11 protein-coding genes are annotated in these 12847 nt (G+C 65.3%); 6 read left to right on the forward strand and 5 right to left on the reverse strand.

Going from position 1 to position 12847, the window contains the following annotated elements:
- Positions 1-6 precede the first annotated feature (6 nt).
- Positions 7-2502: a DUF4118 domain-containing protein gene (locus B4394_RS11490; RefSeq protein ID WP_078315095.1), complete on the forward strand. Its 2496-nt coding sequence runs from the start codon at positions 7-9 to the stop codon at positions 2500-2502.
- The gene (locus B4394_RS11495; protein WP_078295869.1) at positions 2499-3173 is read left to right on the forward strand and encodes a response regulator; all 675 of its coding nucleotides are present in this window, start codon (positions 2499-2501) and stop codon (positions 3171-3173) included. The genes B4394_RS11490 and B4394_RS11495 overlap by 4 nt, the downstream gene beginning before the upstream one ends.
- Before the next feature lie 4 nt (positions 3174-3177).
- On the opposite strand, the gene B4394_RS11500 is transcribed toward B4394_RS11495, so the two are convergent.
- A complete protein-coding gene (locus tag B4394_RS11500; protein ID WP_078308965.1) occupies positions 3178-3624 on the reverse strand; it encodes a hypothetical protein in 447 nt (148 codons plus the stop codon).
- Between B4394_RS11500 and B4394_RS11505 the strand changes: the two genes are divergently transcribed.
- From B4394_RS11505 to smc, 3 genes are read left to right on the forward strand one after another with little or no spacing between them, the layout of a single operon-like run.
- A complete protein-coding gene (locus tag B4394_RS11505; protein WP_078308966.1) occupies positions 3615-4037 on the forward strand; it encodes an OsmC family protein in 423 nt (140 codons plus the stop codon). The two genes, B4394_RS11500 and B4394_RS11505, sit on opposite strands and share 10 nt — an antisense overlap.
- A gap of 3 nt (positions 4038-4040) precedes the next feature.
- Complete coding sequence (locus B4394_RS11510; RefSeq protein WP_078308967.1) at positions 4041-4316, forward strand: acylphosphatase; 276 nt, start codon at positions 4041-4043, stop codon at positions 4314-4316.
- 26 nt (positions 4317-4342) lie between these two features.
- Positions 4343-7942 (forward strand): chromosome segregation protein SMC, encoded by a 3600-nt coding sequence (gene smc / locus B4394_RS11515; RefSeq protein WP_078315096.1) that lies wholly within the window; start codon positions 4343-4345, stop codon positions 7940-7942.
- Here the strand turns inward: smc and B4394_RS11520 are convergent.
- The 4 genes from B4394_RS11520 to fni form a co-directional block, all read right to left on the reverse strand.
- Positions 7910-8746 (reverse strand): TIGR03620 family F420-dependent LLM class oxidoreductase, encoded by an 837-nt coding sequence (locus B4394_RS11520; RefSeq protein ID WP_078315097.1) that lies wholly within the window; start codon positions 8744-8746, stop codon positions 7910-7912. The genes smc and B4394_RS11520 overlap by 33 nt on opposite strands.
- A 180-nt stretch (positions 8747-8926) precedes the next feature.
- Positions 8927-9763, reverse strand: a complete 837-nt coding sequence (locus tag B4394_RS11525; RefSeq protein WP_212566632.1) for a cytochrome c biogenesis CcdA family protein — start codon at positions 9761-9763, stop codon at positions 8927-8929.
- Entirely contained in the window at positions 9760-10311 is a 552-nt protein-coding gene (locus B4394_RS11530; protein ID WP_078308970.1) for a protein disulfide oxidoreductase, read from the reverse strand. The genes B4394_RS11525 and B4394_RS11530 overlap by 4 nt, the downstream gene beginning before the upstream one ends.
- Positions 10312-10369: 58 nt before the next feature.
- The gene (fni, locus tag B4394_RS11535; RefSeq protein WP_286142040.1) at positions 10370-11338 is read right to left on the reverse strand and encodes a type 2 isopentenyl-diphosphate Delta-isomerase; all 969 of its coding nucleotides are present in this window, start codon (positions 11336-11338) and stop codon (positions 10370-10372) included.
- A gap of 22 nt (positions 11339-11360) precedes the next feature.
- Here fni and ftsY point away from each other — a divergent pair, with 22 nt between their 5' ends.
- Positions 11361-12740 carry a signal recognition particle-docking protein FtsY gene (gene ftsY / locus B4394_RS11540; RefSeq protein ID WP_502688522.1) on the forward strand — a complete coding sequence of 460 codons (1380 nt, stop codon included), beginning with the start codon at positions 11361-11363 and terminating at the stop codon, positions 12738-12740.
- Positions 12741-12847 lie beyond the last annotated feature (107 nt).

The following is a 12847-nucleotide window of genomic DNA, read 5'->3' on the forward strand; positions in this document are numbered from 1 at the left end:
GAGACATTGCCGCGCGGGACACTGCGGATCTATCTGGGGGCCGCGCCAGGAGTAGGCAAGACCTACGCCATGCTCAACGAGGCACACCGCCGGGCTAGCCGGGGCACCGATGTGGTGGCCGCGGTCGTGGAGACCCACGGCCGCAGCAAGACTGCCCAATTGCTCGATGGTTTGGAGCTCATCCCGCCCAAGGAGATGACGTATCGCGGAACCGCCATGTACGAGCTGGACGTCGACGCGGTGATCGAGCGCCAGCCGGCTTTGGTGCTCATCGACGAGATGGCGCACACCAATGTGCCGGGCAGTCGGAATCCCAAGCGCTGGCAGGATATCGATGAGATTCTCGATGCCGGGATCGATGTGCTCACCACGATCAACGTGCAACACCTGGAGAGTCTGAACGATGTCGTTGAGCAGATCACCGGGATTGTGCAGCGTGAGACCGTGCCTGATGCGGTGGTGCGCCGTGCCGAGCAGGTAGAGCTTGTTGACATCACGCCGGAGGCGTTGCGGCGCAGAATGGTTCATGGCAACGTCTACGCACCGGAGAAGGTCGGTTCGGCACTGAGCAACTACTTTCGTACCGGTAACCTCACGGCCTTGCGTGAACTCGCGCTGCTGTGGCTCGCCGACCAGGTGGATGCCGCACTCGCCAAATACCGCTCGGACAACAGAATCACCAAGACCTGGGAGGCGCGCGAGCGTGTGGTGGTCGCGGTCACCGGTGGTCCCGAGTCGGAGACCCTGGTACGCCGGGCAAGCCGGATTGCCGCGAAGTCGAGTGCCGAACTACTGGTTGTCCACGTAGTGCGTGGTGACGGCCTGGTGGGCGCCTCGACAGCCGTGATGGGCAAGGTGCGGCGGCTGGCCAACGACATTGGCGCCTCGGTGCAAACCGTCACCGGGGACGACGTGCCGCAGACGCTGCTGGACTTCGCCCGCGGCGTCAATGCCACCCAGTTGGTCATGGGCACCTCCCGGCGCTCACGATGGGCTCGCATCTTCGACGAAGGCGTTGCCGCGGCCGTCATTCGCGATTCCGGAGCCATCGACGTGCACATGGTGACGCACGGACAGACCCGGTCGGCTCCGCTGCGCAGCTGGACGGTACCGGCCGAGGGGCGAAAGCGGCTCGTCATCAACTGGCTCGCGGCGATCCTGGTGCCCGCGGCCACCGCATTGTTCATTCACTTCTTCGATGCCGCGCTCGGGGTGGGCAGCAAGAGCGCACTGTTTCTCATTGCGGTACTGGGCGTTTCATTACTCGGTGGTGTATCGACCGCATTGGTATCCGCAATCATCTCAGGTCTGTTGCTCAACTATCTGTTCGTCTCACCCCGGTACAGCTTCACCATCGGTGAGACCGATAACGCACTGACCATCTTGATGATCATGGTGACTGCCGTCGCCGTCGCGGCCTTGGTCGATGCGGCCGCCACCCGCGCACGGCAGGCACGGCGGGCGGCCCGTGAAGCGGAACTACTCGCGCTCTTCGCCGGTGGTGTCCTGGTCAATTCGGACCTCTCGGCCCTGCTGGAGCGGGTGCGCACCACCTACAACCAGACGGCGGTGAGTCTGCTGTGCGCGGAGGGACCAGCTGTCGCGAGCGTGGGGGAGCAGCCCCCCACGCGGGAATCGGAGGCCGACTCAGTGTTCCGGGTCGACGATGGTGCGTACGCATTGGCGCTCATCGGGCCCCCGGTGCCGTCCGCCGATGCGCGGGTGCTGCAGGTGGTCGCCGGAACGGCGGTGGGTCTGGTTCGTTCGGCTCGCCTGGCCGAGGAGGCGTCGCAGGCCACGGCCCTCGCCGAGGCCGATCGGTTGCGCCGGGCGCTGTTATCGGCGGTGAGTCATGACCTGCGTACACCGCTCGCCGCGGTCAAGGCCGCTGTATCGAGCCTGCGCAGTCCCGATATTGAATTTTCACCCGAGGACACCGCCGAACTGCTTGCCACCGTGGAGGAGTCGACCGATCAACTCACCGCTCTGGTGGGCAATCTGCTGGACTCGTCGCGACTGGCAGCGGGGGTCGTCAAACCCCGCGCCGTGCCGGTGTACGTCGAGGAAATCGCGCACCGGGCCCTGTTGGGTACCACCGAGAACGATCGCAAACGGGTGCACCTGGACTTGAACGGTGCGGTGGTTCGGGCAGATCCGGGCCTGCTGGAACGCGTTTTGGCCAACCTTGTCGACAATGCGCTGCGATACTCACAAGCAGACGTGCGGGTCAATTACGAGGAAGTAGAGGGTCGCACGCTGGTGATCGTCGCCGACCACGGGAAGGGCCTGGAAGCGTCAAAACGCGGTGCGGCGTTTGATGCCTTCCAACGTCTCGGCGATCGTGATAACACAGTCGGTGTGGGGCTTGGTCTTTCGGTGGTGAGGGGTTTTGTGGAAGCGATGGAGGGCACGGTGAATGCGACCGACACGGCCGGCGGCGGTCTGACCATGATCGTCGATCTGCCCAGTGCTGGTTTCTCCCCTATCGGGGGGATCCGGTGACACGGGTGCTGGTGGTCGACGATGAGCCGCAGATTCTGCGCGCTCTGCGGATCAACTTGTCGGCGCGCGGTTACGAGGTGGTGACCGCTTCATCAGGAGCGGGCGCCCTGCGCGCGGCCGCCGAGACTCAGCCCGAGGTGGTGATCTTGGACCTCGGGCTGCCCGATATGGATGGCACCGAGGTGCTGGCCGGGCTGCGCGGATGGACTGAGGTTCCGGTGATCGTGCTGTCGGCGCGCACCGATTCGGCGGACAAGGTCGAAGCCCTCGATGCGGGTGCCGACGATTACGTGACCAAACCCTTTGGCATGGATGAGTTCCTGGCCCGGCTGCGGGCCGCGGTGCGCCGTGGCACTCCAGATAGCGCCGAACCGGTGGTCCATACCGAGACATTCGACGTGGACCTGTCCTCGCACAAGGTGATTCGCGACGGCAGGGAAGTGCATCTGACGCCTACCGAATGGTCGATGCTGGCAGTGCTGGTGCGTAACCGCGGAAAACTTGTCGGGCAAAAGGAACTGCTCCATGAGGTCTGGGGCCCGGCGTACAGCTCCGAAACTCACTATCTACGTGTGTATCTGGCGCAGCTACGACGCAAGCTGGAGATCGATCCGGCTCATCCGAAACACCTGCTCACCGAGGCGGGTATGGGATACCGCTTCCAGGAGTGATAGGTCAGAAGGGCGGGCGGCCCAGATCGATCTGTTGAACGTCGGGATCGCAGCCCGGACGGTACTTGGGCACCAACTGCCCGTAGGTGGCCCGGAAATTGTCGGCGCCGACCTTCTCCACGGTTTCCGGTGAGGCCAGCAGAAGGTAGATACCCATCGGAGTGATCCGTTTGGTGAAGCAGGTGTCGACCACCGTGAAGGTCTGGCGCATCGCCGATGTCGGCACGATCTTGGGCTCACCGGGCGGGATATACACCAGCTCCTCGATGCGAGGAGCCCAGGAACCAGACAACAACTGCGCCCGCACCTCGCTGTACGGACGCAGCAGAAGCGACTCTAGCGTCACTACGGGCTCCGCCGCAGCGGTTGGCGCCGAGAAAAATGAAGCACCGCTAATCGCCGCGGCCATGATGGCGGCGGCAATTACATAACATTGCGGGCGTGACGTCATTATGGGTAGAGCGTACGGGCAATCGCCGCTACACGGGGCACAGCTCCCGAGGTGCGCACGTGCTGATTGGGTCGGAGACCGTCGACGGGGTGTTCACCCCGGGGGAGCTCCTCAAGATCGCCCTTGCGGCCTGTAGCGGAATGTCCAGCGATCAGCCTCTCGCCCGCCGCCTAGGTGAGGACTATCAGGTGCGCATCGACGTCAGCGGCCCCGCCGATCGGGAGCAAGAGCGCTACCCGGTTCTCGACGAGAAGATGGTCATCGACCTGAGTGCGCTTACTCCCGAGGAACGCGCACGGGTGCTCACCGTCGTGGAACGCGCCGTCGACCAGGTATGCACGGTCGGACGCACCTTGAAGGCGGGAGCCGAGGTGAACTTCGCGGTGGACGACCGCTCGCACGAAGACGGGTAGCAGATGCCGGACATCCGCTTGTCCGCGTGGGTGCACGGCCACGTCCAAGGGGTCGGGTTCCGTTGGTGGGTGCGATCCCGCGCCCTTGAACTCGGCCTGACCGGATATGCGGCCAACACACGTGACGGGCGGGTGCATGTCGTCGCGCAGGGGGACAAGGCCGCGTGTGAACAGCTGCTTGCGAAGTTGAACAGCGGTGAAACGCCAGGTCGCGTAGATCTTGTGGTGGATAGCTGGCAGCAGTCCGGCGAGCCCATCTCCGGGTTTACCGAGCGTTAGCGCTAAGACCGGTATTCTGGCCCGCTGTGCACCTCAAGAGTCTGACGCTGAAGGGCTTCAAGTCCTTTGCTTCGCCGACGACTCTGCGCCTGGAACCCGGTATTACCTGTGTGGTCGGCCCTAACGGATCGGGTAAGTCCAATGTCGTGGACGCCCTGTCCTGGGTGATGGGCGAACAGGGCGCCAAGGCCCTGCGCGGCGGCAAGATGGAAGACGTCATCTTCGCGGGTACATCGACTCGCGCCCCGCTGGGCCGCGCTGAAGTCACGTTGACGATCGACAACTCCGACCATGCGCTGCCGATCGAGTACTCCGAGGTCTCGATCACCCGCCGGATGTTCCGGGACGGCGCGGGCGAGTACGAGATCAACGGCCAGAGCTGTCGGCTGATGGACGTCCAGGAGCTGCTGTCCGACTCGGGCATCGGCCGGGAAATGCACGTCATCGTGGGGCAGGGGCGGCTCTCGCAGATCCTGGAGTCTCGGCCGGAGGATCGCCGCGCCTTCATCGAAGAGGCCGCTGGTGTGCTCAAGCATCGCAAGCGCAAAGAAAAGGCGGTCCGCAAGCTCGAGTCGATGGCCGCCAATCTGGCCAGGCTCACCGACCTCACCACCGAATTGCGCCGCCAGCTCAAACCCCTTGGCCGCCAAGCGGAGGTCGCGCGTCGCGCAGCCACCGTGCAGGCCGATCTGCGAGATGCGCGACTGCGCCTGGCCGCCGATGATCTGGTTACCCGCCGGGCGGATTTCGACGGAACCAACGATGCCGAGACCGCGCTGCGCAAGCAACACTCGGAGATCACCGAGAAGCTGGACGTGGCAACCGCGCTGCTGGCCGAGCATGAGGCGGCACTCAACGAGCTGATGCCGCAGGCCGAACTGGCTCAGCAGACTTGGTTCCGGCTCTCGGCGCTCGCCGAACGCGTCAGCGCCACGGTCCGGATCGCCGGCGAGCGTGCCAGCCACCTCGATGAGGTGGTGGCCGCGCCGACAGGACCGGACCCGGAGGAGCTCGAGGCACAGGCGGAGCGCGTCGCCGAGCAGGAGCGACTGCTGATCGCACAGTTGGAAACGGTCACCGAGCAGCTGACCTTGGCGAAGGCTGAGCTCGCCGCCAAGGAGGCCGCGGTCGCCCAGGCGCAGCGGCAACATATGGCCGCCGTGGCCGCCGAGGCGGATCGCCGCGAGGGTCTGGCCCGGCTCACTGGCCAGGTCGATACCATGCGCACCAGACTGGAATCGATCGACGGCCAGGCGCAGCGACTCACCGAGACGATCAGGGAGGCGACCCTGCGCGGCGAGGCCGCGCAGGGCGAGTTCGACACCGTCAAGGCGCGTGTGGCCGAGCTGGATCAGGGTGAGGTCGGGCTGGACGAACATCACGAGCGTTCGGTCTCGGCGCTGTCGATCGCCAATGAACGCGTCGCTGAATTGCTGTCGGCCGAGCGCCAGGCGGAACGGCAGATCGCTTCGCTCAAGGCGCGAATCGACGCACTGGCCATCGGTCTGGAACGCAAGGATGGTTCGGCGTGGCTCTCCGAGAATCGCAGTGGTGCTGGGATTTTCGGATCGATTGCACAGCTGGTCAAGGTGCGGCCCGGATACCAGGGTGCCATCGCGACGGCGATGGGACCGGCCGCCGACGCGGTGGCCGCGGAGAATCCGGCCGCCGCGCAAGCGGCCGTGGCCGCGTTGAAGGCCTCCGATGGCGGGCGGGCGGCAATCGTGTTCGGCGAGTGGCCCGCGCACACGCATGTGCGCCCCGCGATCAGTCTGCCTCCCGGTGCGCACTGGGCTGCCGACTTGGTCGAGGCACCCGAGCGGCTCGCCACGGCGGTGTCGGCGATGCTGGCCTCGGTGGTGGTGGTCGATGAGCTCGGCGCCGCGATCGAGGTGGTGCTGGCCAACCCGCTGCTGCGCGCCGTGACCATCGACGGTGACCGGGTGGGTGCCGGATGGGTTGCCGGCGGATCTGACAAGAAGCAGAGCACCCTGGAGATCCAGGCCGCCATCGAGGCTGCGGGAGAAGAGCTGCGGGCCACCGAGATTCAGGTGGGCGAGATCTCCGCCGCGTTGTCCGGTGCGCTCGCCGAGCAGACGGCGCGTCAGGACACCGCCGAGCAGGCCTTGGCCGCCCTCAACGAGTCCGATGCGGCCATCTCGGCGGTGTATGAGCAGTTGGGCCGCGTCGGGCAAGACGCGCGTGTCGCCGCTGACGAGGTGAGGAAACTCACCCTGCAACGCGATCAGCTCGAGCTCGGCCGTGCCAAGACCATGGAGGAGCTGGCCGAGGTCGAGTCGCGGCTGCGCAATGCCGAAGAGGCGCCCAACCTTTTCGACGATGAGCCCATTGATCGCGACGACATGGCCATCGAGCTGGAAGAGGCGCGTTCGGTCGAGATCGAGGCGCGGCTGGCGGTACGCACCTCCGAAGAGCGAGTGAATTCGGTTCGCGGTAAAGCTGATTCGTTGCGCCGCGCCGCGACGGCCGAACGCGAGGCGCGAGCGCGGTCCGAGCGGGCAGCCGCCGCCCGGATGCGGGCGGCCGCGGTCGCGGCCGCCGTGGCAGAGTCCGGACGGCTGGTTGCCGCCCGTCTTGAACATGTGGTGGCCGCAGCGTCCGCGCGTCGGGACCGACTCGGTGCCACCCGCGCGCAGCACACATCGGCGCTCGGCGCCGTGCGCGACCAGGCCCGCGAACTGACTGCCGCTCAGGCTCGTCTCACCGATGCGCTGCATCGCGACGAAGTCGCCAAAGCCCAAGCGGCGCTGCGTATCGAGCAGCTTTCGGAACAGGTGCTTGAACAGTTCGGTATGGCCGCCGACGACCTGATCGCCGAGTACGGCCCGCATGCCGAGCTGCCGCCCACGCAGCAGGAGATGGACGAATACGAGCAGGCTCGTGAGCGTGGGGAGCAGGTGAGCGCCCCACAGCCGATGCCGTTCGACAGGGACACCCAGGAGCGCCGCGCCAAGCGTGCCGAGAAGGATCTGCGCGAGCTGGGCAAGGTGAATCCCCTTGCCCTGGAAGAGTTCGCGGCGCTGGAGGAGCGCTACAACTTCCTGTCTACACAGCTGGAGGACGTTAAGGCCGCCCGTAAGGATCTGCTCGATGTGGTTGCCGACGTAGACGAGCGCATTCTGCAGGTGTTCACCGAGGCCTATGCGGATGTGGAGCGCGAGTTCAAGGGAGTGTTTTCCTCACTGTTCCCCGGTGGCGAAGGCCGGTTGGTGCTCACCGACCCCAATGACATGCTCACCACCGGTATCGAGGTGGAGGCGCGCCCGCCCGGCAAGAAGGTCAAGCGCTTGTCACTGCTCTCCGGCGGAGAGAAGTCGCTGACCGCGGTTGCCATGCTGGTGGCGATCTTCCGTGCGCGGCCCTCACCCTTCTACGTGATGGACGAGGTGGAAGCCGCCCTCGATGATGTCAACCTGCAGCGCCTGATCGGCCTGTTCGAGCAGCTGCGAGAGAAGTCGCAGCTCATCGTCATTACCCACCAGAAGCCGACCATGGAGGTCGCCGACGCGCTCTACGGCGTGAGCATGCGCGACGATGGCATCACGCAGGTTGTCTCGCAGCGGATGCGTGGGCTAGAGACCCAGCTCGCGGCTCAAAATACCTAGCCCCTCAGCGCGTTTGGCAGGATCACCGAGTACCTGGATTGCCACCTGGGTGGCGCCGGCATCCCGATGCTCCTGCAGTCGGGCGGCGATCTGTTCCGGAGTGCCGTACGCGACAAGGGAATCCACCAGCTTGTCGCTGCCGGGCCTGGCCAAATCTTCCGTACTGCCCGCGAACCGCTCCAGCATGGTCAGGTAGTTGGTCAGGCCGAGATACATGTCCAGCGCCTGGCGCCCGATCGCACGGGCCTCATCGGCATCGGTGGTGAGTACCACCTTCTGCTCGGGGACGATGATCGCATCGGGTCCCAGGAGCTCACGAGCCCAGCGAGTATGCGATGGCGGAGTGAGATACGGGTGCGCGAGCGCCGAGCGCTCGGCGGCAAGCTTGAGCGACTTCTCCGCGAGCGCTGCCAGACCCCGACCTTCCACGGGAACTCCTACCTCGTCGAGTACGTCGAGATACTCGACCAGCCCGGAGTACGGCTTGTAGGGAACGCCGCTGTCGATTTCGGGATGGCCGGCACCGATACCGAGAATGAATCGCCCGGGGTGAGCCGTCTCGATGCGCTGCCACGATTGACCGGCTTCCCGCGCGGGCGCGGACCAGATGTTGACGATCGCGGTCACGATCCGGATGCGCTCGGTGGCGGCAAGGAGAGGTTCAACCCATGGCAGAGCCGCCGGAGGCGAACCGCCCAGCCATGCGGTATCGAAACCGAGGTCCTCGATGGCCCGCAAAAGATCTGCGTCCACCGTTTCGTAGTGAGTGAAGAATCCGTACGGGGTGAACTCCGGTGTGGTCACCTCACGGCGAACACGCTCACCCGCGGCCGGTATTCCCTGAGGACTACTTGTCGGAACCGCAGGAGCAGCTGGATCCACACTGACAGTCGGCGCAGGTGCAGTTCGGGTTGTCGCAAGACCCTGCCTTCTCGGGTGCGACGGTCTCATTGCTAGTCATGCATATATCCTACGCCCGGGGTGCTATTCCTTGGCGGTATTGCGCCACCAGATCGCCGCACCGACCGCCGCTAAGCCGAGGATGAACAACCACGGCCAGGCGCCGTGCAGGTACACCCAGCCAGAGATCGCACGCTGAATCCTCCCGGCCGCGTTGATGATCGGGTCATCCGGGTTGCCATTGGCGTGGAACAACCTGACCTCGTAGCTGCCGTAATAGCCCACGTAGGCGCCGACCACAAGCAGAATGCCACCGCTGATCCGGTTCAAGTAGGGCAGCGCGCGGCGCATGCCGTTCAACAGCACCGTGCTTGCCAGTGCGGTGGATACGGCCAGCGTGCCCACCACGAGGGTGATACCGGCGGCGTAGGCCAGGTAGACCATGACACCGTCGAACAAGGAGCCGCTCTCGAAGGTCGTGCTGGTCACCGCGAGGAATGGGCCGATGGTGCAGGACAGCGAGGCCACCGCGTATCCCACGCCATAGCCGAACATGGAACCCAGCCGGGTGGTGGGAGCGTTCGCATCGAGCACCTTGGGCATGAGCGCGATGATGTCGCGGCCCGAGAGCAGCCACAGCCCCAGAATCACCAGACCGATTCCGAAAACGACTGTCACAAAAGGCAAGTAACGCTGCACTACGGACGCGACCGACACCGTCAACAAGCCGAAGACGGTAAAGACCGCGACGAACCCCGCTGCCATCACCACGGTGGCGATGACGGCGCGGCCGAGAGCCCGCGTCTTCCCGATATCGGCACCGGGTCCGCGCACGACGAGCGCGAGATAGACCGGGAGCAACGCAAAACCGCACGGGTTGAGCGCGGCGATGAGCCCGGCCGCAAAGGCCAGAGATGTCAGGTGAGTGCCTTCACCCGGTCGCTGAGCTCCTGCTCGGACATCGATGACGTCGGGTTGTTCACAAAGTCCGAGGTGCCGTTGGAATTGATGAACAAGTACGCCGGCTGCCAGGGCACTCCGAACTGCCGCCACAACGAACCGTCGGCGTCATTGAGATTGGTGAAGTGGAGGTTGTAGCGCGAGATGAATCCCTCCATATCTCCGACGGAACCGCGGCCGGAGATGCCGACGAAGGTGACGCGGGGGTTAGCCGCCGATACCGCACTCACATGCGGTCCCTCGCCATTGCAGAACGGGCAATACGCAGCCCAGAACCACAGCACGACCGGCTTGCCTTTGAGGCTGGCCCCGTTAAAGGGTGCCCCCGAGACGGTGGTACCGGTGAAATCGAGGAGGGAATCGGCGCGCGCCGTTGGCGCCCGGACGATGCCGGTCGATATCAACAACACTGCGACGGCGACCGTAAAGGTCCTCGTCAGTGTCCGAGCCCTCTGGGCTCGAACTTTCTGGGCCCGAAACTTGTTACGTCCCCCGAATTGGATATTCATGCCAAGAACCTCCTGGGACGAGATGTGACTCCCGCAGTGTATGACGGGTGTCTTGCGTTTAGCGGAGGCTTGGACGGGGACGCAGTGAAATTCGACTCAGATCCGCGATCGTGTTGACGTCGGCGCAGTGCATGGCGATGCGCAGCTCGTCGAGGAAGTGTTCGAGCCAGGCGATTACGGCCTGCGGCGATTGCACCGCTGGTGCCAGGAGTGGGAGCGCGACGGACACGACGCTCGCTCCCAGCGCGATTGCCTTGGCGGCATCCATGCCGGTGCGGATTCCGCCCGAGCCAATCAGGGGCAGATGCGGCAGCTCGGCATGCACCTCGACGAGGGCCTCAGCCGTCGGGATGCCCCATTCGGCGAGCTCGGGCGAGGTAATGGCGCCGAACCGAACGAACTGCTCGACCCGGGCCCAGGATGTGCCGCCAGCACCCGCGACATCGATGGCCGCGAGTCGGCATCCACCGAGGCGGCGCGCGGCGGCCCCGCTGATTCCGTGACCGACCTCCTTGAGCAGCACGGGGAAATCGACCGCGTGAGTCAGCTCTGCGAGCCGGTACACCTGACCGGTGAAATCGGTATCGCCGTCGGGCTGCACGGCTTCTTGCAGCGGATTGGTGTGCACCGCCAGCGCGTTCGCTCCGACCCGCCGCACCAGGTCAGTGAGCTGCGCGGCAGCGGCGATGTTGCCGAGCTGCGCGAGCCCGATGTTTCCAATGAGCAAGATGTCGGGTGCCACGTCGCGCACCGCGAAGGTGCCGGCGCTCTCGGGATCTACCAACATCACCCGTTGAGAACCGAGCATCATGCCGATGCCGAGCTCCTGGGCGGCGGCCGCAAGGTTGCGATTGATGGTGGCCGAAAGCTTCGCGCCGCCCGTCATCGCGCCGATGAGGACCGGCGCGGCCAATCGCTTGCCCAGGAACTCGGTGGACAGGTCAACCCGGGCGAGATTGGAGTTCGGCAACGCCATATACGGCAGGTCGAGTCGTTCCAGGCCGGTGGTTCGGGTGACGTACTGCACTGGATCGCTCAGGCAGGCGTCAATGTGGCGCTTCTTGCGTTCCTGTAACAATGCCCTGGTGCCTCTTGAAGTGTGGATCGCCATAGCGATCGTCGCCGTCGTGGTTTTTGCTGCATTGGTCTTCGGACTGGTGCGTTACCGCTCCCGTCGTATCAGCCTGACACGTTCCGACAAAAACACCGGGATCACCGAGGGCGCCACACCGACCGACCGTTCCGGCGGGTACACCGCCGGCTCCACCATCACCTTCAGCGAGGGCGGTGCGCAAGCGACCCCCGTGCCCAGCGTGGGCGATGATGCCGAAGTTCCGCGGGACGCACCCCGGCGCACTATTTCCAATGTCGAGCTACCGGAGCCAGCTCCGGAACCCGAGCCCGAACCGGTCGCGGCATCCGAACCGGAACCGGTCACTGAGCCCGAACCCGAACCCGAACCCGCGCCTGAGCCAGAACCGGAGCCCGCGGCGGTACTCGATGAGATCGCACCGGTGGCGGGACGACTCGATCGGTTGCGGGGACGGCTGGCCAGCTCGCAGAACGCTGTGGGCAGGGGCCTGCTTGGGCTGCTGGGTGCCGGAGACCTCGACGAGGAATCGTGGGAAGAGGTCGAGGACACCCTGCTGATCGCCGACCTCGGCACCGCAGTCACCACCTCGATCGTGGACAGGCTGCGCAGCGAGATGGCGGCACGCAGCGTGCGCACCGAGTCGCAGGCACGGGCACTGCTGCGCGAGGTGCTCATCGACGAGTTGCGGCCAGACCTTGACCGGTCGATCAAGGCGCTGCCACACAACGACAAGCCTTCGGTGCTGCTCATCGTCGGGGTGAACGGCACGGGTAAGACCACCACCGTCGGCAAGTTGGCCCGCGTGCTGGTCGCCGACGGCCGCCGGGTCGTGCTCGGGGCCGCCGACACCTTCCGTGCCGCTGCGGCCGATCAGCTGCAGGCCTGGGGGCAGCGTGTGGGTGCCCAGGTGGTGCGCGGTGCCGAGGGCGCCGATCCCGCGTCGGTCGCGTTCGATGCCGTCGACGCTGGGATCCGGGACGGCGCGGATGTCGTCGTGGTCGACACCGCCGGACGACTGCACACCAAGACCGGTCTCATGGATGAGCTCGGCAAGATCAAACGTGTCGTGGAGCGCCGGGCCGAGGTGGACGAGGTGCTGCTGGTTCTCGACTCCACCATTGGGCAGAACGGTTTGGCGCAGGCACGCGTGTTCGCTGACGTGGTGGACATCACCGGTGTGGTGCTCACCAAACTTGACGGAACAGCCAAGGGCGGCATCGTTTTTCACGTGCAGCGTGAACTCGGCGTGCCGGTGAAGCTTGTTGGCCTCGGGGAGGGGCCCGACGATCTTGCCCCGTTCGAGCCGCCAGCCTTCGTCGACGCCCTGCTCGGATAGGGAACAACCGGTAACAGACGCGAAACACACGCGAGCCCTCTCGGAAACATCCGCTGCGCACTCTGCATGGGCAGAGTTCAAGCTTCAAGATCCCCGAGAGGAATGCC

It is taken from the genome of Mycobacterium sp. D16Q16 (genome assembly GCF_002013745.1).
Taxonomy (GTDB): domain Bacteria; phylum Actinomycetota; class Actinomycetes; order Mycobacteriales; family Mycobacteriaceae; genus Mycobacterium.